At 59.6% G+C, this 21317-nt stretch carries 18 protein-coding genes and 7 pseudogenes; 8 read left to right on the top strand and 17 right to left on the bottom strand.

Going from position 1 to position 21317, the window contains the following annotated elements; translation table 11 throughout:
• Positions 1-136: 136 nt before the first annotated feature.
• Positions 137-328 (bottom strand): hypothetical protein, encoded by a 192-nt coding sequence (locus ACX3P1_RS22605; protein WP_459081836.1) that lies wholly within the window; start codon positions 326-328, stop codon positions 137-139.
• A gap of 123 nt (positions 329-451) precedes the next feature.
• On the opposite strand from ACX3P1_RS22605, the gene ACX3P1_RS22600 reads away from it, so the two are divergent.
• Positions 452-919, top strand: a complete 468-nt coding sequence (locus ACX3P1_RS22600) for a MarR family winged helix-turn-helix transcriptional regulator (protein WP_459081835.1) — start codon at positions 452-454, stop codon at positions 917-919.
• 29 nt (positions 920-948) lie between these two features.
• On the opposite strand, the pseudogene ACX3P1_RS22595 reads toward ACX3P1_RS22600, so the two are convergent.
• From ACX3P1_RS22595 to ACX3P1_RS22570, 6 genes and pseudogenes are all read right to left on the bottom strand, one after another.
• Positions 949-2232: pseudogene (locus ACX3P1_RS22595) on the bottom strand (cytochrome c biogenesis protein DipZ); the annotation flags it as partial.
• Positions 2233-2462: 230 nt separating this feature from the next.
• Entirely contained in the window at positions 2463-2936 is a 474-nt protein-coding gene (locus ACX3P1_RS22590) for a cytochrome P460 family protein (protein ID WP_459081834.1), read from the bottom strand.
• A gap of 103 nt (positions 2937-3039) precedes the next feature.
• Complete coding sequence (locus tag ACX3P1_RS22585; protein WP_459081833.1) at positions 3040-4104, bottom strand: alpha/beta fold hydrolase; 1065 nt, start codon at positions 4102-4104, stop codon at positions 3040-3042.
• An 84-nt stretch (positions 4105-4188) separates the two neighbouring features.
• Positions 4189-5241 (bottom strand): alpha/beta fold hydrolase, encoded by a 1053-nt coding sequence (locus ACX3P1_RS22580; RefSeq protein ID WP_459081832.1) that lies wholly within the window; start codon positions 5239-5241, stop codon positions 4189-4191.
• 165 nt (positions 5242-5406) lie between these two features.
• On the bottom strand, positions 5407-5817 hold the full coding sequence (locus ACX3P1_RS22575) for an organic hydroperoxide resistance protein (protein ID WP_459081831.1): 411 nt from the start codon (positions 5815-5817) through the stop codon (positions 5407-5409).
• 100 nt (positions 5818-5917) lie between these two features.
• Entirely contained in the window at positions 5918-7210 is a 1293-nt protein-coding gene (locus tag ACX3P1_RS22570) for an epoxide hydrolase family protein (protein ID WP_459081830.1), read from the bottom strand.
• Between the two features lie 835 nt (positions 7211-8045).
• On the opposite strand from ACX3P1_RS22570, the gene ACX3P1_RS22565 reads away from it, so the two are divergent.
• Positions 8046-8744 carry an IS5 family transposase gene (locus ACX3P1_RS22565; RefSeq protein WP_459081863.1) on the top strand — a complete coding sequence of 233 codons (699 nt, stop codon included), beginning with the start codon at positions 8046-8048 and terminating at the stop codon, positions 8742-8744.
• 120 nt (positions 8745-8864) lie between these two features.
• Positions 8865-9769, top strand: a pseudogene (locus ACX3P1_RS22560) (IS110 family transposase).
• A 290-nt stretch (positions 9770-10059) separates the two neighbouring features.
• Here ACX3P1_RS22560 and ACX3P1_RS22555 read toward each other — a convergent pair.
• A complete protein-coding gene (locus ACX3P1_RS22555) occupies positions 10060-10797 on the bottom strand; it encodes an SDR family oxidoreductase (RefSeq protein WP_459081829.1) in 738 nt (245 codons plus the stop codon).
• A 27-nt stretch (positions 10798-10824) separates the two neighbouring features.
• Positions 10825-11394: an NADPH-dependent FMN reductase gene (locus ACX3P1_RS22550; RefSeq protein ID WP_459081828.1), complete on the bottom strand. Its 570-nt coding sequence runs from the start codon at positions 11392-11394 to the stop codon at positions 10825-10827.
• 386 nt (positions 11395-11780) lie between these two features.
• Between ACX3P1_RS22550 and ACX3P1_RS22545 the strand changes: the two are divergent.
• A pseudogene (locus ACX3P1_RS22545) lies at positions 11781-11906 on the top strand (transposase); the annotation flags it as partial.
• Between the two features lie 48 nt (positions 11907-11954).
• On the opposite strand, the gene ACX3P1_RS22540 reads toward ACX3P1_RS22545, so the two are convergent.
• Together ACX3P1_RS22540 and ACX3P1_RS22535 are read right to left on the bottom strand one after the other, a co-directional pair.
• Positions 11955-12746, bottom strand: a complete 792-nt coding sequence (locus ACX3P1_RS22540) for an SDR family NAD(P)-dependent oxidoreductase (RefSeq protein ID WP_459081827.1) — start codon at positions 12744-12746, stop codon at positions 11955-11957.
• Positions 12747-13156: 410 nt separating this feature from the next.
• Positions 13157-13429, bottom strand: coding sequence for a hypothetical protein (locus tag ACX3P1_RS22535; protein ID WP_459081826.1), 273 nt, complete (start codon positions 13427-13429; stop codon positions 13157-13159).
• A 321-nt stretch (positions 13430-13750) separates the two neighbouring features.
• Between ACX3P1_RS22535 and ACX3P1_RS22530 the strand changes: the two are divergent.
• Together ACX3P1_RS22530 and ACX3P1_RS22525 are read left to right on the top strand one after the other, a co-directional pair.
• A pseudogene (locus tag ACX3P1_RS22530) lies at positions 13751-13846 on the top strand (transcriptional regulator); the annotation flags it as partial.
• A 465-nt stretch (positions 13847-14311) separates the two neighbouring features.
• Positions 14312-14515, top strand: a complete 204-nt coding sequence (locus ACX3P1_RS22525; protein WP_459081864.1) for a hypothetical protein — start codon at positions 14312-14314, stop codon at positions 14513-14515.
• Here ACX3P1_RS22525 and ACX3P1_RS22520 read toward each other — a convergent pair.
• From ACX3P1_RS22520 to ACX3P1_RS22505, 4 genes and pseudogenes are all read right to left on the bottom strand, one after another.
• Positions 14452-14604 (bottom strand): annotated as a pseudogene (locus tag ACX3P1_RS22520) (alpha/beta hydrolase); the annotation flags it as partial. The gene ACX3P1_RS22525 and the pseudogene ACX3P1_RS22520 sit on opposite strands and share 64 nt — an antisense overlap.
• A gap of 193 nt (positions 14605-14797) precedes the next feature.
• Positions 14798-15255: pseudogene (locus ACX3P1_RS22515) on the bottom strand (cytochrome P460 family protein).
• 74 nt (positions 15256-15329) lie between these two features.
• A complete protein-coding gene (locus ACX3P1_RS22510) occupies positions 15330-16388 on the bottom strand; it encodes an alpha/beta fold hydrolase (protein ID WP_459081825.1) in 1059 nt (352 codons plus the stop codon).
• A 60-nt stretch (positions 16389-16448) separates the two neighbouring features.
• Positions 16449-16865, bottom strand: coding sequence for an organic hydroperoxide resistance protein (locus tag ACX3P1_RS22505; protein WP_459081824.1), 417 nt, complete (start codon positions 16863-16865; stop codon positions 16449-16451).
• A gap of 245 nt (positions 16866-17110) precedes the next feature.
• Between ACX3P1_RS22505 and ACX3P1_RS22500 the strand changes: the two genes are divergently transcribed.
• Positions 17111-19966: a winged helix-turn-helix domain-containing protein gene (locus tag ACX3P1_RS22500; RefSeq protein WP_459081862.1), complete on the top strand. Its 2856-nt coding sequence runs from the start codon at positions 17111-17113 to the stop codon at positions 19964-19966.
• A 99-nt stretch (positions 19967-20065) separates the two neighbouring features.
• On the opposite strand, the pseudogene ACX3P1_RS22495 reads toward ACX3P1_RS22500, so the two are convergent.
• Positions 20066-20227, bottom strand: a pseudogene (locus tag ACX3P1_RS22495) (chromate transporter); the annotation flags it as partial.
• On the bottom strand, positions 20214-20528 hold the full coding sequence (locus ACX3P1_RS22490; RefSeq protein WP_459081823.1) for a PadR family transcriptional regulator: 315 nt from the start codon (positions 20526-20528) through the stop codon (positions 20214-20216). The gene ACX3P1_RS22490 and the pseudogene ACX3P1_RS22495, both read right to left, overlap by 14 nt.
• A gap of 418 nt (positions 20529-20946) precedes the next feature.
• On the opposite strand from ACX3P1_RS22490, the gene ACX3P1_RS22485 reads away from it, so the two are divergent.
• Positions 20947-21243: a DUF982 domain-containing protein gene (locus ACX3P1_RS22485; protein WP_459081822.1), complete on the top strand. Its 297-nt coding sequence runs from the start codon at positions 20947-20949 to the stop codon at positions 21241-21243.
• The last annotated feature ends 74 nt before the right edge of the window (positions 21244-21317 follow it).

Raw genomic sequence — 21317 nt, 5'->3', positions numbered from 1 at the left:
CGTGGTGCGCGTTCAGCTCGCCCATATCCAAAACGGAATTCGGAGGGTGGCGCCAGTTAGGCTTTGTGAGGCGGCGTTAGCAGCTATTAGCAAAAGCAGATCTCCGGGTGGGAGGCGACCTGCCGCCCAAAAATCTTCAATATTCTTTGGCGGTAGACACTTCCGTTGAAAAAGTATCCTGCGACACATGGAGACCCACTGGGACGCTTGCCGTGGAAATTCTGGCGATGATCGAGGCTGCCGGCGCGATCGCGTGCGGGTCACTGTCCCATGCGCAAGGAAATACGAACACGGCAGCGCCGACCAGGCATATGATGGCCAATCGCATGTCAAACTCCTGTATGATTGTCGAGATAATCATTATTACGATAATCATATAGGAGTTTGACCAACGCTTGCAAGTGCCGAATGATTGGTGTCATAATCATTTCCTGCCTTTGCGGAGCCACCGATGTCATCAAAAAAGCCTGCCCGCGCCGAAACGGCAAAGCTGGCAGATTTCATGTGTTTCGCGATCTATTCGGCCAACCTCGCCTATTCGCGCGTCTACAAGCCCGTGCTGGATGCGCTGGGCCTCACCTACCCGCAATATATAACCATCGTTTCTTTGTGGGAGGAGGACCAGCAGACGGTCAAGGCATTGAGCGAGAAGCTTTTTCTCGAGCCGAGCACGATGACCCCGATGCTCAAGCGGCTGGAGGCCATGGGCTATCTCACGCGCAAAAGAGACAAGGTGGACGAACGCAACGTGCGCATCTCCTTGACCGATACCGGCCGCCAGCTTCGCGAAAAGGGTTTTGGCTTCGGCGAACTGACTATGAAGGCCACCGGGCTCTCGCCCGAGGAATTCCCCTTGCTGCAAAGAGCGATCGTCAACCTTCGCGACAATCTCATCAAGGCCAGCAAGGGGGAACTGTGACGCTTCCGTCAGCCGCGCGGCTTGGTCGTTGCTTCCGGCAGCGTCGCTTCGTTGGACGTTCGCGCTTCCGCCAATAGGTCCTGGATTACCTTTTCGGACTTGTCGTAGGCGCCTTCGCCGAAATAGTGATAGCGGATCTGCCCCTTCGCATCGATGAAGTAGTGGGCCGGCCAGTAATTGTTGCCGAACGCCCGCCAGATTTTGTAGTCGTTGTCGATGGCCACCGGATAGGTGATCTCGAAGCGCTCGACCGCCTGCTTGACGTTGTCGACTTTCCTTTCGAAGGCGAACTCCGGCGCGTGCACGCCGATGACCACAAGCCCCTGATCCTTATACTTCTCGGCCCAAGCGCGGACATGAGGGACCGTATGAATGCAATTGATACAGGAGTAGGTCCAGAAGTCGATTAGAACCACCTTGCCGCGCAACTGCTCGGTGGTCAGGGGTGAAGAGTTCAACCACTCGACTGCTCCATCCAGAGACGGGAAATGACCCTCGACGGGAAGACCGCTGCGAACGCCCCTTCTGCCATCCACCGCAACCGCCGACAGGCTGCTGGCGATAGGATCTTTAGTTGGTCTCTGCTCGTTCGAATTGAAAACATCAAGAAGTGTCTGTTCGATGCTGGCGGTACCGGAACTGGAGATGCCGGCGAGGAAGCCGGTGTCGGAACCCGTTCCGATTGCGGCCACACCGACAAGAACGGCGATGCCCAGTCCGCGCCTGACCCAGTCGCCGGCACCCAGGGATTGTTTCATGGCTGCGAACACGCGTCCGCCAACGAGAACTGCCAAGGCGAGCGACGTCGCAGCACCCGCCGAATAGGCAAGGAGAAGAAAAGTGGTTCCCGCTGTGGCGCCTTGAAGGGCCGCGCCGGTTAGCACGAGGCCGAGGATCGGACCGGCGCAGGGGGCCCACAGAAGTCCCGTTGCCACACCAAGGAGCACGGAACTGCAGATCGTCGCTGATGCCCGTGGCCCGCCGGTCGCGTTCAAAAGCCGGTTCCCAAAGGAAACGATCGGCCGTGTCAGCACCTCGGCCAGACGTGGAGAAATGAGCGTCACCCCAAACACGGCCAGAAGGACCAGCGCGGCGGCACGGCCATATATATTGGCATGAACCGCCCAGCTACCGCCGAATGCCGCAAGCGTGGCGACCGCGGCGAAAGTGACCGCCATGCCAGCGAGCATCGGCAGCGTGACCTTGAAGAAAGGTTGTTGCGCGCGAGCAAAGACGAATGGCAGCACCGGCAGGATGCACGGGCTGAGTATCGTCAATACGCCACCGAAATAGGCAATGATCAGAAGGGTCATCTAGCGGGGGTCCTTTCGCTAAAAAATATCGACATAATGATTATTACAATAATAATTATGTCGCATGAGGGAATTTGTCCAGTGCGATGTGCGGGATGATCGCCACCGGCCGACCGCTGCTATCTTTTCAAAAGGCCTCTTCGTGGGGGATTTCGAGGGTGCCTGCCATTAAAACCGGCCGAAATCTCCTGCACAGTGGTTGATCGGCATGACGGGCGGCGTTTCGTCGTCTATGGCGCCCATCGGGTGAACACGAAATCGTGCATTTTCACCCTGGATTCGTGACAAGCGAAGCATGTTTCGTGCTGCTCCGCATCTGCGGGTTTGCCGTCGATAAAACGCCCGAAGCCCCAACCGCCGGTTGCCGCATATTTCTTCGCGTCCTTGACCATTATCTGGACTGTGGTGGCCGCACCGGGAATAAGGGCTGGCTCGAATTCTGGCGAAGGGACATGCTTCCAGGCAAGCTTGGCAAGGACAGCTCCATCGGGAAAGGGAAGTGTCCCGGCCCGATAGGCGTCGATTGCCACTGAATTTCCCAAAACGACGCGCAACTCGTTCAAGGGCTCGGCTTCAAGCGCCGGCGCGATCAATTCCCACTGTCGATACCCCTCGGGGATCGTGACGCCGAATATGGGCGAGGCTCTTTCTTCGACCGTCGCCTCGGCGACGATTGGTCCAAGAGAAAACAGAACGATCGCCATGACAATTCCACACAGTCCAACCACAACCGCCCTCATACTGGCCTCCTTTCATCTGTGTTGTGTTTATGGCCAGCCGCTTGCCGGCAGGGCTCATGGGCCACAATTAAACGCCGGCCAGTTCCGCTACGGCGTTGGCAAAGGCTTCGGGCGCCTCCTGCGGCAGGTTGTGCCCGACGCCGGGAACGATCCGGTGATCACGTCTGTTTTTGAAATGGACGGCAGTGGACTTCCCATCCGTCGCCGCAACCACGCCGTCATTGTCTCCGTCCAGAGTGATGGAGGGCACGTTGATTGCAGGCAACACAGCCAACTTGCTTTGAATATCGGCATAGCGCGGATCGCCAGCCACCAGACCGAAGCGATGACGGTAAGAATGAATGACGACGTCGGCATAGTCGGGGTTGTCGAAGGCTATGGCCGCGCGTTCGAATGTAGCGTCGTCGAATTTCCAGTTAGGCGACCACTGCGTCCACAGGATGCGTGCAATTTCGTTCCGGTACTCTTCCAAGCCAGCACGGCCGCGCTCCTGGTGAAAATAGTACTGATACCAGAGTGGGACTTCGCCTTTTGGCGGGACGGGCTTTTGTGACTTGGCGATATCCTGAATGAGATAATTGTTGACGCAGACGAGCCCGATGCATCGCTCCGGATGGAGAGCGGCCGCAACACAGGCGGCGCGGCCACCCCAGTCATAACCGGCGACCACGGCCCGCTCGATATCGAGCGCGTCCATCAGATTGATCAGATCGGCACCGAGTGCCGCCTGCTCCCCGGAACGGAGCGTCGATCCATCGAGAAATTCCGTCGGCGCGTAACCACGCAAATAGGGAACGATGACGCGCATGCCGCGCGCCATCAAAAGCGGGGCAACGTCGGCATAGCTGTGAATGTCATAGGGAAAGCCATGCATCAGCATCGCGACCGGCCCCTCGGCGGGGCCACCGGCATAATAAGCGATACTGAGCACCCCGGCATCGATTTTCATCAGCGGTTCAAGGCGTTTCAACGGCGAGAACGCACCGGGAGCGGATGCTGTACCCATGGTGTTGCTCGCTCCGGCAGCGTGGACACACGCGGGTTCTGCCGCTCTCGCGAACTGGGAAGCTGCTAGCCCAATAGTGGCGGCTCCGAGAAAGAGCCGCCGATTGTGACTGATTTTTTCCAGCATGGAAAAGATTCCTTTCTGAAAGATAGAAAACCAAGGCGTAGCGCATGGCGGTCTACCTGCGCCGTCTACGTCACCGGGATGGGGTCAGTATCCATCGACTTCGATGACGGCCTCGGCGAAAGCCTTGGGGGCCTCTTGAGGTAGATTGTGGCCGGTGTTCTTGATGATCCGATGCGTCCGCTTTCCGGAGAACTTTTTGGCGTAGGCGGTGCCGTCCGACGCGGGTGCGACACCGTCCGAATCGCCGTCCAGGGTGATCGTGGGAACCGCGATGACCGGACCAGCCGCCAGTCGCTTTTCCAACGCGTCATAGCGCGGGTCGCCGGCTGTGATGCTCAACCGCCAGCGGTAATTGTGCATCACGATGCTGACATAGTCAGGATTGTCGAAGGAAGCCGCGCTACGATCGAACGTGGCGTCGTCAAAGTCCCATTTCGGGGAATTGACCTTCCAGATCAGGTTCGCAAATTCACGCCGGTTCGCGTCGTAGCCGGCCTTGCCGCGTTCGGTGGCGAAATAATACTGATACCACCAGCCATGCTCGACCTGCGGCGGCAGGGGCAACTTGTTGCGCTCGAGATTGTTGATCAGATAACCATTGACCGACACCATCGCCTTGCAGCGCTCGGGCCACAGCGCGGCAATGATATTGGCCGTGCGCGCGCCCCAGTCGTAACCGGCAAGGATCGCCTTTTCGATCTTGAGTGCATCCATCAAGGCGATGATGTCGAGCGCAACCACCGACTGCTGGGCATTGCGAAATGTTTCAGTCGAGAGAAAACGTGTCGTGCCATGACCGCGCAGATGCGGCACGATCACCCGGTAGCCCGCCGACGCCAGCAAGGGGGCGACGTCGACGAAGCTGTGAATATCGTAGGGCCAGCCATGCAGAAGAATGACCGGCGGACCGTCAGCAGGGCCATCCTCAGCATATCCGACATCGAGATCGCCGGCGGATATCTGCTTCAGCAAGCCGAATGCCGTATGGCCACCTGCACCAGATGGCAGTGCATGAACGGAGTTTTCCTCGGAAGCTTGCGCGCCAGCTCGTCCTGTGGCGAGTAGCTGTGCACCCGCCATCGTCATGGCCGCGAGGCCGAGAAAATGGCGCCGGTTGTCATCGACGGGGTCAGTCATTGCATCGTTCCAATCATTATCTATGAGGGTTGGTATTCGGCCGGCGGTCTGGCGTCAGAGGGAGGTGCTTAGCCAAAGCTTCGGCGCTGGGGGGAGGCGCTCTGCCGGCCGACTTTCGGGTGCGCCACCTGCTCGTCTCGCGGCAGGCTTTGCCGTAGGTCCGGCTCAGATCAGATTGATCGTGACGCCAATATTTCCGCGCGTGGCCTTGGAGTATGGGCAGGTCTCGTGCGCCGCATCGACAAGGCTCTGGGCAACGCCACGCTCCAGACCAGGCAGGCTGACATTAAGGCGGGCCTGCAGGAAATAGCCGCTATCGTCCTTCGCCAGATCCATCTCGGCATCAATCGCGGTGTCGGCAGGCAGCGCGATCTTCAGCTTGCCGGCTGCTAGGCCCATCGCCCCGATGAAGCAGGCGGACCAGCCGGCCGCGAACAGCTGCTCCGGATTGGTGCCGCTGCCGGCGGTGCCGGGAGACGAAAGCTTGATGTCGAGGCGGCCGTCGGAACTGCGCGACTGGCCATCCCGGCCTCCCGAGGTGTGGGCCTTGCCCGTGTAAAGGACTTTCTCGGACATCGTATGTTCCTTGTTGAATTACTGTTTGGTATCGGCCGGAGCGCCGTGCACCCAGCGGCGCACGGATGGTGCTCCAGCTTTTTTGGCTGAAAGTTGAGAGCTACCGTAGCGACCTGAACGCGGCGCGGATTTCCGAGCTGAACAGCTCGGGTTCTTCCCACGCTGCGAAGTGGCCGCCCTTGTCGACCTGGTTGAAATAGATGAGGTTGTGGTAGCTTTTTTCCACCCAGCTGCGCGGCGCCTGATAGATCTCGCCCGGAAACACCGTCACCGCGGCCGGGATATCGATATCGACGGCGTTGAAGTTGTTGGCGTTGTTTTCCCAGTAGAGCTGGGCCGACGAGATCGCGCTGTTGGTGAGCCAGTAGAGCGAGATATCGTCGAGCATTTCGTCCTTGGTCAGGGAGCGCTCGGCATCGCCGCCGCTGTAGGTCCACTGGTTGAACTTGTCGTACATCCAGGCAGCGAGACCGGCAGGCGAATCCGACAGCCCATAGCCGACGGTCTGCGGACGGGTGGTCATCATGGCACCGTAGGCGCCGTTCTTGCTGAAGAAGGTGCTCAGTTGATCGTAAGCCGCCTTCTCCTCGTCGGTGAGGCCAGCCGGTGCCGGATCTCCCGCGCTCATCGCCCTGGCGGCATCGGCGGGCACGGTGGCCGGCATGTTGACGTGGATGCCAAGCAATCCCGGCAACGACTGCTTCGCCATCCTGTCGCAAACGACGGAGCCCCAGTCGCCGCCCTGCGCCACATAGCGCTCATAGCCGAGGCGCTGCATCAGCACGTCCCAAGCCAGCCCCATGCGGTCGGGGCCCCAACCGGATTCAGTCGGCTGCTCTGAAAAGCCGTAGCCGGGCATCGAGGGGATGATGACGTCGAAGGCGTCCTCGGCTTTGCCGCCATGTGCCGTCGGGTCGGTCAGTGGATCGATGACCTTCAGCATTTCCAGCACCGAGCCCGGCCAGCCATGGATGATGAGCAGCGGAAGCGCATCCGGATGCTTCGAACGGACATGAATGAAGTGGATGTCGAGCCCGTCGATCTCGGTGACGAACTGCGGCAGCGCGTTCAGTTTTGCCTCTGCCTTGCGCCAGTCGTAGTCGGTCCCCCAGTAGCGTACGAGATCCTGGAGCTTCTCCAGTTGGACGCCCTGCGATTGATCCGCGACAGTCTCCTTGGCCGGCCAACGGGTTGCCAGCACGCGCTGGCGCAGGTCGGCCAGGTCTTCGTCGGGAATATGCACGCTGAACGGCTGGATTGCGGGCTCGTTGGAGGCAGAGGCCTGTGCAGAACCCATGCCGATTGAGTTTACAATCGTCGAAGTGACGAGGGCTGCAGTTGCCGAATTGACAAGAAAACGACGCCGATTGGTCGTTAGAAATTGTTCTGTCATAGTGGCCTCTCTTATGATGATTAGTCGATTTCATAGGCGATAACATGAGATGCGCCTAGGTAATATTCCAAAAGTACGGTAGACATCCGCACCTTTCTTTTACGTATTTGTCAGATTTGCAGATGATCGCCGCTTATATCTAGCTGTCGTTTCCCCGCAGACATCCGGACCGAGGCTCTTGCGAGGACGGTGCCAACATTCGATACACGATGAACGGCGCCCAGTGGGGTGCCGTTCATCGTCATTTTATGCTGTCAGCGACCCCAGATACCCCGCCCGTGTGAGTCCGCCGGGTTGTAGGGCGATCCTGTCGAAACGACACTCTGGGCCATCGTCTTCGGGGCATTCTTGATGGATGCCTTCTGGGACGCGTCCGTGCCCGCAGTCGCGTACAGTTCAGAGGGGGGCATAAAGTTGTCACTCCCGGCGGAAGCGCTACCTGCGGAAAGGATGATCGCCGTGAGGGCGAAAGCAATTGTCTTCATTTCGGTTCTCCAGTTTAAGGTGGTGTCCATCAGACGACGTGCTCGGGAGGATGCGTCGTTCGGACAGCTCCGATCTGGGGTTCCGGTGCTATCCTTTCCAGCGAATTACACGATGCTTAACGTCACTTAACGCCGCTAAACGCTAAGCGTGTCCACGAAAGCTGAAGAGCCTTGATCGCTCCACTATTCCTAGCGGCGAATAACAAGCCAAGGTTGCACCGCCGCTAAATACGTTGCTGCCGGCCAATCAATGGGGCACGCCTGGATGGGAAAATACGGGTTGCAACGGCTGCGGTAGCCGAACTGCGGGGGCGTTGCCGGCGGTAATCACGATCTGCTCGCCGCCGGGCATGCGCAGCACCTCTTCGGGTATGCGTGAGGTGTTGAACGCGATCCGGTACCTGGCCCGCTCGGGCGGCGGCTGGCACATGCTGCCGAAGGATTTTCCGCCATGGCAGGCCGTCTACCGGTGGTTCCGCCGCTTCGTGCGGCGTTTCATGTTCCAGACGACCCACGACGTGGCGCTGATGCTGGATCGCGAACGGGTCGGGCGCGAGGCGAGCCCGACAGGTGGCGTTATCGACAGCCAGTCAGTCAAGGCTCCGGAAGCGAAAACAAGAGGTTACGATGCGGGCAAGAAAGTCGTCGGACGCAAGCGACACATTGCGGTCGACACCGATGGCCGCCTCTTGATGGTCAACCTCACGGTCGCCGACATCTCCGACAGTGCAGGCGCGCAGATGATCCTCGACACCGTGCGCAAGCGCTGGCCGTGGCTCAAGCACCTCTTCGCCGACGGCGCCTATGATCGCACGAAGCTTATGGACAAGGCCGCCTTCCTCGACTTCACAATCGAGATCGTCAAACGCTCCGATGCCGCCGTCGGCTTCGAGGTCCTGCCGCGCCGATGGGTCGTTGAACGCACCTTCGGGTGGATGACAAGATGGCGACGCCTCGTGCGCGATTATGAAGAGCGCATCGACTGCTCGCAAGCCATGATCCATGTCGCCCTCGGAAGTCTCCTCCTCAGGAGAATCTCTCACCAATAGGCATTATCAAACAGATGGGGTGATTGGGGTCTCGGCTGAGCCCGGAAGCGGCCGGCTGCTCCTGTTGGATGTTAGAACGTAGTCGCTTTGGAGCGCCACAAACATCGGAAGGGAGCAGCCATGACGTACTCTGCCGGACTGGACGTGTCTTTGGAAGAGACCGCGATCTGCATTGTCGATGAGGACGGCCGGATCGTGACGGAAACGCGTGCGGCGAGCGAGTCGGAGGCGTTGAGCGAAGCGTTGCGCAAAGTTGGGCTTACGCTCGAGCGGATCGGTCTGGAAGCCTGCTCGCTGACGGCCTGGCTTCACGATGGGCTGCGCGCCGCAGGTTGGCCTGCGATCTGCATCGAGACGCGGGCTGCCAATGCAACCATGAGAACCATGCCCAAAAAGACCGATCGCAACGACGCGCGTGTGCTAGCGCAGATCATGCGCACCGGCTGGTATCGGCAGGTGCATGTGAAGAGCCGGCAGTGCCGGCCGAGTGCGCGAGTTGGCCGGCGCCGACGCCGAGGTGATGGCGATGGTCGAGCCGCTGCTCGCCATCCTCGCCGTCATGCTGAAGGAGTTCGCCCGGCTGACAAAGCAGGTTCTTGACATTGCCCGCACGGAGAAGGTCTGCCGGCAACTGATGAGCGCACCAGGCGTCGGGCCGATCACCGCGCTCGCCTTCCGCGCCACCATCGACCGGCCGGAGCGGTTCGGCTCGTCACGGGCAGCGGGGGCGCATCTGGGGCTGACGCCGACGCGCTACCAGTCGGGCGGACCGACATCCAGGGCAAGGTCAGCCGCTGCGGTGACGAACTCGCCCGCACCGCCCTTTACGAAGCGGCGCATTCGCTGCTCGTGCGCTCGAAGAAATGGTCGAGCCTCCGAGCGTGGGGCATGAACATCGCCCGACGCCGCGGCATGGCGCGGGCGCGCGTGGCGGTCGCCCGCAAGCTGGCGGTAATCCTGCATCGCATGTGGACCGAGGGGCCGGATTGCGCTTTGGAAAGGAGCCGGCCGCGCTGGCGGCGTGAACCGGGCCGACGAGAAGGAGCAGGGAACACTACCAGAGTTCTTGCCCGAAAGGGCGATGTCCAGATCGTTCCGTCGGGGACGACGGGCGAGGCGATCTCGTTGAGTGTCCCGAACCTGCCAACTAAAACCATGGCAAGGTCGTGAAACAGATTGAGACGTCTCGCTCTCCTGACCCATCATGCGGCGGCCCAAGCGCCGACCGCGAAGAGAAGTGAGTGACCCGCGGAACGCTCCAGCAAAAAAGTGCAGGAGCATCTTGACCGCGACGACCCCCAATCAGAGAAGACTCTCAGAACATTCCGCCGCCGGCGCCGATGACCTGACCGGTGACCCAGCGAGCATCATCGGAAACCAGCAGCGCAACGATGTCGGCAATATCCTCGGGCAGACCGACACGGCCGAGTGGCGTGTTCGCCACTTCCGCTGCGATGATCGCCTCGCCTGCGTTCTTCAATGCTAGCGTCAGCACAGCGCCGGGCATGACGCTGTTGACGGTGATGCCGCGATGCCCGATCTCGTGCGCGAGCACACGGACGAGATGATCGACTGCAATCTTGCTGGCCGCATAGACGCCTGTGCCTGTTCTGGGCATCACCGTAAGCCCGGCCGAGATCGAAACAATTCGCCCCCCGTCGCGCAGGCGTAAAGCGGCCTCCCGTAGGGCGATGAACCCGGCGCGCGTATTGGTGGCGAACTGGGCATCGAACATTGCGTCCGTGGTGTCGATGATCGTGCCATGGCGCACGTCGGCCGCGTTGTTGACGAAGATGTCGAGCCCGCCGAAATGGGCGATCCCCTGGTCGAACAGGCCGCGTAGCTCGCCTGCATCGGCCACATCGGCGCCGAGCGCGATTGCCGTGCCGCCGTTGGCCTCGATGCCCTGAACGACCGCTTCGGCATCGGCCCGTTCGGGCGGATAATAGGCGACGACCACACCGGCCCCATCACGGGCCAGCTGTTCTACGATGGCCCTGCCGATCCCACGTGAGCCGCCGGTCACCAGCGCATTCTTACCGTTGAGAGACATAGCTCATACTCCAGAACTGCGCGTGGATCAGGCCGCGGTGTTGCGGCGAAGGGGAGCGAACGCATTCGACCAGGCGATGAGCTGGTCAAGCAGCGACTGCAACGCCGGCTGCTGATATTCGCCGGGCTTGAAGACGCTGAAATTTGCAAACTCCGTGATCAGTGAAAGTGTGACCTGACTACGGACATCAGCAAGCTGCAACTCCCCAGCGATCAGTCGCAGATGCTCCACAGCGCGAGCTCCACCAACGCCGCCATAGGAGACGAACCCGACGGCCTTGTTGTTCCACTCAACGTAGAGATAGTCGATCGCGTTCTTGAGGACACCGGAGATGGAGTGATTATACTCCGGGGTGACGAACACATAGCCGTCGAAGGATGCGATCTTGGCAGACCACTGCTTTGTATGCTCGTTCTGATACTGCTGCATCGTAGGAGGATAAGGCTCGTCCAGATGCGGCAGCGGGTAGTCGAGCAGGTCGACCAGTTCGAATGTCGCGTCATCGCGCTGTGAGGCGAGTTGATAAACCCAGTCGGCGACCGCTTTGCCGTTGCGGCCTGGGCGCGTCGAGCCGAGGATGATTCCGATCTTTGTCATGGATTAGACTCCTTGCGTATTGGGTTAAGAACGGACGGATACGAAACCTGTTTCGCGCCGCCTCTTTGAGAAGAGCGGTACTAAATCGCGCCGCTCCGTGGCCGGTTTCGCTTTATGAAGGCTGGTCTGCTCTCGAAGCGATCCAAAGTTCCAATGAACGTGTCTGGTAATCCGTCAGTTCATTAGAGAGCCACCACGTAATCTCATCATTATACGGTTGGATACGATGGAAGCTTTTACGCAGTTGTCGAGTTTGTAGATGGCCACCAATTTCGATCGGCTAGTCGTCGTTGTTCCAAAGACAAAGCTAGCTCGGGAAGATTGGACAGCGGGTTAAGTGGATTTTCTGCCTGGCGATGGCCAATATTGTTCGGACAGGAGAGACCATGACGAGACGACCGCGCCGTAATCACACGCCGGCTTTCAAGGCCAAGGTGGCTCTTACCGCCATCAAGGTCGAAAAGACCCTGGTCGAGCTGGCCCATCAGTTCGACGTACATACCAACCAGATCAAATTGCCGTAGATCAGTTGGCAAAATTTGATTGCTTCGAGTGCCGGCTCAACGGATATAACGTGGAGCGGACCGGCTGCGAGACAGGTTCGGTATGAGCTTCTGCCGAGCGACTTCATACGCTTGCCAGTCAGTCGCATTCGGCAGTGCCGGAATGGTGACCAATTCGCCCTGATCAAGCCCAGCCAGAGCGGCGTCGACCATATCCTCAGCGCTCATGACGATCTGGCTCGGAAGGTGGTCCACCGGCGTTCCTGCAATACCCCAGAACTCTGTGGCTGTCGCCCCTGGCAAGACCACCTGTACCCGAACACCTTTGCCCTTGAGTTCGTGATCGAGGGATTGGCTGAAAGCCAGCACGAAGGCCTTGGCGCCTCCATAGACGCCATTCAACAATTCGGGATGGATGGCAACGATCGATGAGATGTTGATGATCGTGCCGCCGCCCCGCGCAACAAAACCTGGCGCTGCCGCATAGGTCAGGCGGGTAAGCGCACTGACATTCAGTTCAATCAACGCCTGCATCTTGTCGACATCCGATCCGAGCAGTGGCGCCGTCGCTCCGATCCCGGCATTGTTCACAAGCATGGTGACGCTGTGGTCGCGGCGCAGGGCTTCTGCGACACGCCCAAGGTCGGCTCTGTCGCCGAGATCTGCGGCGATCACTTTCGCCGCCCGCCCGGTGTCTTCGCCTATGCGCCTTGCCAGCGCATCCAGACGATCACGGTTGCGGGCGACGAGGATCAGATCGTAGCCACGACGCGACAGGCGATCCGCGTAAACCGCGCCGATGCCCGACGACGCTCCGGTGATTAAGGCAACGCCCTTGTTCGAGTTCATATCCGTCTCCTTCTACGCGGCATGACCGCAGTTCACTGGTGGCGCAGGAAGGTGCCGTCACGAGTGATTTGATGTGGCTGTCCAAGGTGCAGATGCGCCCGATCAAGGCGTATTTCCAATGTCAGGCCGCATTGCCGGTCGGTGATTAGCGGCACCGTATTCGTCGTAGGTATAGGGTGGCGCGATGCGCCGAAAGATTCCCCAAAGTTGATTACAACCTCTGAGGATCTGCCGCCGGCTGTAGATATTCAACAATATATCTGTGGGCCTGGCATCCAAAGTCGCAAGCGCTGTTATGAATGCCCACACATCTCTATTTCAAACGTTCCTGATGATGGCGGGCACGTTAACCGCCATCATTCACGCGCGGGCAGGCCAATGTTAAGCTAGCCCTGATGGGACGAGCAGGGCTATTGCATGCCGCGTAGCGCATTTACGTTTGCGCAGAATTCGGCATAAGGCTTGCTCTGAGCCGCGTCTTGGCATTCTCTCATCATCATCTCGCGGTCGGATTGGGGCCTGGCCATGAAGGCAGTTTTGAATTCCGGCATAGGCTTCAGCACTTTCATGCTGCTATCGGTGTAGAAAGATTCCAGGAAGTCAGCAGCATCAAGTGCGCCAGCTGACGCTCCGCCGCTGGAGAGGGCAAGTGCCGCACCTAGACAAATAGCTTTAATACGCATGGTATGATCCTTTAGGTTGTCGGATCGCCTTACCGACGATCGAGTTGATGAGAAATTATCGCCTGAGGTTTACCGGCAGAAGGACAATTTCGGGATGACACGGGAACCGCATGGTAATATCTTCACCGTAGGCCAGTATTATTTAGCTTATTCCCGCTTTGTTTTGGCGTGTATTTAGCAATTTGATCCGTTCGAGCAGCTGTCTCTCTTGTGGAAATTTCTACGGACCAGAAACTTCTTCTATAAGCTCCATAAGATGACAGTATCGTACATAGACAGTCGTTCTTTTACATGATCGTCGAATTTGTACACGATCGCCATCATCTGTCGGTGCTGGAGGAGGCGGGTTTGATCGCCACCTTAAAAGACGGGCGGGTGCGCACCTGCGCCATCGTTCCCGAGGCGCTGGCACCGGTAGCGGCGGATGAACTCGTCGGTGGCCAGCGTCATAATCTGCTGGCGGTCAGCGCTGTCGCGGCGATAGTCCTCGTAGCGGAAGGCATGACTTTAAGTGGCAAGCTTTTCCTCGGCCAGAGCGTTGGCGTCCTCCAGAAGCTCGAAAAGGGCATGCTTGGCTTCGTCGGGCGGGATCGAACCTGCCTTGGCAGATTCGATGCTGTTTGTGGCAACATAATAGAGTGGGCTTCGCCCTGCCTGCGGCCAGCCTTCGAGAAATATCTGCGCTTCTTCGACAGAGCCGATCGGACGAATGCCGAACTCACCATCCTTGGCCCAGATACTCGCGCTGAAGTTCTTCATGGGCTTACCTCTCATGCAACACGCGAACTAAAACGCCGGAGCGCGGGGGAGGTTGCATGACCATCGCCGAGCGCAAGGCGCGTGAAACCTACGACCGCGAGAACCCATGGCGGCCGATGTCCGATGTCCGAGGCCAAGCCGGACGGCACTGTCGGCGAACTGCTGTTCAACGACATGGCTGGGAATTTCAACGTCGACGCCTACCGCTATTTTCTGGACCATGACGGTGACTGGTATCGGATCGACCCACCAGGCCGCGTCAAGCCGTCCTTCTCGAGGACTTCGATGACGCCGTTCAAACTCGATGCATCGGCGAACGCACCATGAACCAGGACGATGGTGGGCTTGTCAGTTTGCGCATATGCGTTGCTGAATATGGTTCCCGCTATTGCCAATCCTACCAACACTCTCTTCATCTGTGATTTCCTTTGAAAGTTTGTGAACCTGTACGGACGGACGGCTGTCGGCCGCCGATGACAGTGACCCGCGTGGAGCACTGCTTCCGGCAGGGTGCGCGACCGATACCGCGCCAACGCCCGGTGATGAGCCATCGTTGCGTCATGATATGCTTCCCCTCGGCCGAACCGCCCGTGGATATCGGCGATCCCGCTAAGGCGCGAACCGCGTGAACACGAAATCATGTCCTTTCACGCGAGCTTCGTGGCACGCGAAGCAGGTTTGGTGCTGCGCCTTGTCGACCGGCTTGCCGCCGACAAATCGGCCGAACCCCGGCCGCCGGTCTCGGCGTACTTTACCGAGTCCTTGACCATAATCTGCACCGTGGTGGCGGAACCCGGGATGGAGGCGGGTTCGGATTCGGGCGACTGGATGTGCTTCCAGGCAAGCTTCGCAAGAACGGTTCCGTCGGGGAACGGAAGCGTCCCTTCACCGTATGCCTCGATCGCCGTTGCATTGCCCAAAACCGCCCGAAGCTCGTTCAAAGGCTCTGCCTCCAGCGCGGGCGCGATCAGTTCCCATTGCCGATATCCCTCGGGAATCGTGACGCCGTAGATCGGCGATGCGTCTTTCACAACCGCACCGCTTTCGGCTCCCAGAGACGCAGCCATTGCAACTGACGCCAATATGATCCCGGAGGGCAGGAGGTGTGACGGTTTCATTGAATGGCTCCGTTCTGCCGACATTAGAAGCGGTCGACATCGATGACGGCCTGAGCAAAGTCTTGCGGCGCTTCCTGCGGCAGATTGTGCCCAATGCCGCCCGTGATCAGCCGGTGTTCGTATTTTCCGGAGAATTTCTTGGCGTAGGCGTCAGGAGCAGGATGCGGCGCGCCATTTGCGTCGCCTTCCATGGTGATGGTCGGCACGGCGATGACAGGAAATGCGGCCAGCCGCTTTTCCAACTCGTCATATTTCGCCTCGCCATCGGCCAGCCCGAGACGCCATCGATAGTTGTGGATCACGATGCTGACGTGATCGGGATTATCCAACGCCGCTGCGCTGCGCATGAATGTTGCGTCGTCGAAATCCCATTTCGGCGAGGCAAGCTCCCAGATCAGCCTAGCGAAATCGTGCCGATATTCGTCATAGCCGGCCCGGCCGCGTTCGGTCGCGAAATAATACTGATACCACCATTGCAGTTCGGCCTTCGGCGGCAATGGCGTCTTGCCGGCTTCGGGACTGCCGATCAGGTATCCGCTCACCGAGACCATGGCCTTGCAGCGCTCAGGCCACAGCGCTGCAATGACGTTGGCCGAACGGGCGCCCCAATCATAGCCGGCAAGGATCGCTTTTTCGATCTTCAGCGCGTCCATCATAGCGACGGTGTCGAGCGCCACCGCTGAGGGCTGACCGTTGCGGAACGTATCGCCGGAGAGGAAGCGCGTCGTACCGTGGCCGCGCAGATAGGGGACGATCACGCGATAGCCGGCCGATGCCAGCAATGGGGCGACTTCGGTGAAGCTGTCGATGTCGTAGGGCCACCCATGCAGCAGGATGACAGCCGGGCCGTCGGCTGGGCCTGTCTCCGCATATCCGATGTTCACGGCGCCCGCGTCGATCTGTTTCAGCGAGGTGAACGGGGCGCCCGCACCGCCCGATGGTGTGCGCCGGCCTGATCCGCCCGTCTGCGCGCCCGCCGCTGTGATCCCGACGAACTGCACTGCGGCGATGGTCGCGGCCGCCGCGCCAAAGAAGCGCCGGCGACGATCGTCGATTTCTTCCGGGATGTTGGTCGTGTCCATTGGTAAACCGTCCCCGTGGTTGTGTTGTGAGTGAGATGAAACTGCCCAATTGTGTTTGGGCTAGACCAGATTGATCGCGACTTCGATGTTGCCTCGTGTGGCCTTCGAATACGGGCAAGTTTGGTGCGCCGCGTCCACGACGGCTCGCGCAACTTCGCGGTCGAGGTTCGGCAGGCTCACATTGAGGCGAGCGCGCAGGAAATAGGCGTCGTCCGCAACGTTCAGATCCAACTCGGCATTGATCGCCAGTTCGGCGGGCAGCTTGACGTTCATCTTGCGGGCGGCGATCGCCATCGCACCCTCGAAGCAGGCCGACCAGCCGGCTGCGAAGAGCTGCTCGGGATTGGTGCCGCTGCCGGGGCCGCCGGGCGTCGAGAGCCTGATGTCCAGCCTACCGTCGGAACTGCGGGACGCTCCTTCCCGGCCGCCGGTTGTGCGGACCTTGGCGGTGTAAACCAGTTTCTCTTTGGCCGTCATGGTTTTGAAATCCTTCTTGATGAAACATTGGTCGTGCAGCGACGCCGCCTCAAGCGACCCGAACTTCCTCATGGAATTGTAGGAGGTTGAACAGCATCGACGATGCGGGCATGATCATTCTCCTTTGTTCGGTCGGCAGAGAGACTTCCTGCTGCCTGGAAACACATAGAGAGAGATCGCCTGAAGCACCCGTTATGCATTGTGATGGGATGTTAGCGCTCGCCAGCACAACGAAAGTAGACATCATGATAGGGCCGTTGGTGCAGGCGAGTGAGACGATAAATTTTGGCCCTTTCACATTGACTGCGAAGGAACGACTGCTCCTGCGGCGGGGCGCTCCCGTCTATCTGGGAACGCGCGCTTTCGACATGCTGACAATTTTGACTGCGCGACCTAACCAGATCGTCAGCAAGAAGGATCTGCTGGCTGGTGTCTGGCCCGATGTCACCGTCGAGGAAGGCAGCCTGCGGTTTCATATAGCCAATCTGCGAAAGGCTCTGGGGGACGGCAAGGATGGCGCACGCTACATCGCGACCTTGACGGGACGCGGCTACAGCTTCGTGGCGCCCGTCTCGCAATCGAGCAGTGGGGGAGAAGTACAAGAAGATTTCGCCACCAGCTACCCGCATGCCAACCTGCCGAGCCGTCTGACCCGCATGGTTGGGCGCATCGATGAAACTCTCGCGCTATCGACCAAGCTGACTGCCATGCGCTTCGTCACGGTCGTCGGCACGGGCGGGGTCGGCAAGACCACCATTGCGGTGGCGGTGGGGCACGATCTAATCGAAGCGTTCGCCGGCGCCGTCCACTTTGTCGATCTCGGGGCGCTGAGCGATCCGAACCTGGTTTTCACAACCGTCGGCTCAATGCTCGGGCTGTCGATTCAATCCGACGATCCTGCGTCCGCCCTGATCTCATATTTGGCGGACAAGCGCATCCTCCTGGTCCTCGACACTTGTGAGCATGTCATCGACGCGGTGGCAGACCTGGCGTCCCGCATCTTCGCCGCTGCACCGCAGGTTCACATACTGGCGACGAGCCGCGAACCCCTCCAGGTCGAAGGGGAACACGTCTATAAGCTGGCGCCGCTCGCTTGCGCGCCGGACGCTCTGGAACTCACCGCGACCGTTGCGCAAACCTTCCCGGCGACCCAACTGTTTGTGGAGCGCGCCGCGGCGAGCGGCGCGCATCTGGACCTCGACGATGCGGATGCCGCGGTCGTGGCAGACATTTGCCGGAAGCTCGACGGCGTGCCGCTCGCGATTGAATTGGCTGCCGGACGAGTTGCGAGCTACGGTCTGCGGAAAACTGCGGTACTTCTCGACGAGCGCCTGACGCTGTTGTGGCCAGGGCAACGCACCGCGCCGCCGCGCCAGAAAACGCTCCAGGCTACCTTGGACTGGAGTTACGGACTCTTGTCGGGGCTCGAACGTCGGCTGCTTCGCCGGCTAGCCGTGTTTGTCGGCCATTTTTCGATCGAGGCCGCCCTGGAGGTCGTGACGAGCGCGACCGTTGACGATGCGCACGTGTTTGGCGCCATCGATAGCCTCATCGCCAAATCGATGCTTGCGGCGAGGCCAGCCGGTGCAACGATGCGTTATCGCCTGCTTGACACGACCCGGGCCTATGCCCTCCAACGCGACGTCGACGATGCCGAACTCGTGAGCCTGGCCGCACGTCACGCGACCCATTATCTGCACTGGCTGGAGGAGACGGGAGCCGAATGGCCGACCCTGTCGAGCGCGACGCAACGGTCGCTTCATCTCGCCGGACTCGCCAATGTGCGCTCGGCGCTGGAATGGTGCTTCGGACCCAACGGGAATATTGAAGTCGGCGTCCGGCTGGCGGCCGCTGCTGCTCCAGTTTTTCTGTCGATGTCCTTGCTGACTGAATGCCATCGCTGGACGGTTCAGGCGGTTCTTGCCCTCGACGACACCACGCGCGGCGGATTGGAAGAGATGCATCTTCAGGCGGCCCTGGGGGTATCACTGATGTTCACGCGCGGAGGGAGGGATGCAGCACGCGTGGCGTTGAACAGAAGCTTTGCCATTGCCGAACGATCTGGCGATGCGCTCGATCAGCTTCAGATACTCGGCCCCCTGCAGATGTTTCACCTGCGCACCGGGGAGTTCAGGACTGCGCTGCAGTACGCGGAGCGCTGTTCCGTCATCGCCGGAACGCTTGAGGACGCCGTCTCCACCACATTGGCGCATTCCTTGACGGGAATTTCGCTTCACCTCAGCGGAGAGCTGGGCCGTGCCCAGACCGCGCTCGAAGCGGCGGTGCTACATGGACCGCGTTCGGACCGGACCACGACAAACTATCTCGGCTTCGACGGCAGGATTCTTGCCGGCGCGGTTCTGGCGAGGACACTTTGGCTGCAAGGCTATCCGGATCGGGCGGTAGAGCGCGTTCTGCTGACGACCAGGGATGCAGAAGAGTTGGCTCACCCATTAAGTTTATCCATTGCATTGATTTGGGCGGCCACCGTGTTCCTTTGGACCGGAAGCCTCAAGAGTGCTGAGGAGCATATCAATCGTCTTTTCTCCCATGCCGAATACAATTCGTTCGGCCCTTACCTCGCATTGGGGCGCGGCTACGCTGGCGGCATCCTGATTCGCCAAGGTGATGCGAATAGCGGGGTCAGCATGCTTCAGCACTGTTTGGCGGAGCTTCACGCCGCCCCATACGAACTCCACACCACGCCGCTCAATATCGCGCTCGTTCAGGGCCTTGCCGCAACAGGCCGGTTCCCTGAAGCTTTGGCACTGGTCGACGAGACGACCCGATTGGTCGAGGTCAACGGGGAACTCTGCTATCTGCCGGAATTGCTGCGCGTCAAAGGCGGCCTTGTCCTTGCAGCACCACAACCCGCTACCGACGAGGCGGAACTGTATTTCAAGCGAGCGCTCGAACTCAGTCGCCGCCAAGGCGCGCGGGCATGGGAACTGCGCACCGCCACCGACCTGGCCGCCCTTCAGGCCGCCCGCGGGCAACATGAGCGCGCCCGAGCACTTCTCCAGCCGGTCTTCGATGGTTTCGCGGAAGGCTTGGAGACAGCCGACCTGAAGTCCGCCGCACGCGTGCTGGCGTCAATGTAATTGGCTTGGCTGCCATCCTGCCCTATCGGCCCGGATCGGGCATCGATCATTCGTGAGGCTCGGAATCTCAAGCGACCGCTCTAACGGATCGGAGCACGAGCTATAGCCCTCTTCGTCGATCCATTTGCGGCGGACCACGAGTTCATCGCGGAAATAGCCGAGATGGGCGATCGGCCCGCCGAACGATGTCAGGCCGAGTTTGAAAAAGGCGTGAAACACTTCGCCTGCTGTTCCCTGAGGCACATTCTCAGCGACCGCCATCTTCGGATACGACCTCCCGAAACAGCTCCCGAATCTTGTCCTTAGCAATCGCCAGAGCTTCGATCCCAAAGGGCGTCGCGCGATAAACACGACGATGCGATCGCCCGGCGCGTTCTGTGATCGATTGGAGATAGCCCTTGCGCTCCATGGCATGGAGCATTGGATAGAGCGTGCCCGGACTGACGCGGTAGCCATGCCGCGCCAGCTCTTCGATCATCCATTGCCCGTAGAGATCGCCTTCGACGGCATGATGCAGGACGTGCAGTCGGATGAACCCTGACAATAGCTCCTGGTGCTCCATGCCCTGATTGCCCCAATATAATCTCAAAATCGAATATCGATATCGGAAGCCGATTATATGGTTGTTGATTAAATCCACAATCCGCCGGAGGGTCAAAATGGAAACCGAAGCGATGGAGCATTCCCATGATCAGCAAGATGGATCGCGATCCCCGCCATCACGCGCAGGACATGCAGGCTCGGCTGGCAGGAAACGGTGGTCATCTGCGGAGGAAATCGAAACGGTGGAATAGCTGCTCTTTCCCCATCCAGTCGGATTAATCCCGGTCCGGGTGGGCGGTGGACTCGTGGCTTGTGGCAGAACGGTCCTGCCACATCCTCACGGAAACGCCTGCCTCTTTCTCCATTTGTGACGGAGCGAATCTTGGTGTCGCCTATTTCTGCCGCTGAAACAGCGTCGTCACAAAGGAGCGGTATCAATGGCCAATCTCACATTCGTTCAGCCCGTATCAGTTTTCGTCGGCCTCGGCTTTCCCCGTGACGTGGAAACCGTCCTGGACGCCTACGACCTGTTGTTGGAATGGAATGGCATTTCGGACTTGGACTACCACGGTGCGCTTGCGGTTTGCCGCAAAGCTCTCAGTGGTGAGAGAACGGCCGAAGACGCGCGGGAGGCACTCGAACGCTTTGCCAGTAGCAGGGGCATCCTTTCGGAAGAAGCTCTCGACCAGGCCGCTAGCGACTTTGCCCAGGATTGGGGACGGCTAAGCGCCTAGTGCGTTTTCCGAATAATTGCGGTTACGTATCATAGCCAGCATGTGCGAACATGTTTTCGCATTCCTTTGGTGTG

This window comes from Mesorhizobium sp. A623 (assembly GCF_054489405.1).
This window is presented reverse-complemented; position numbering and strand designations above follow the sequence as displayed.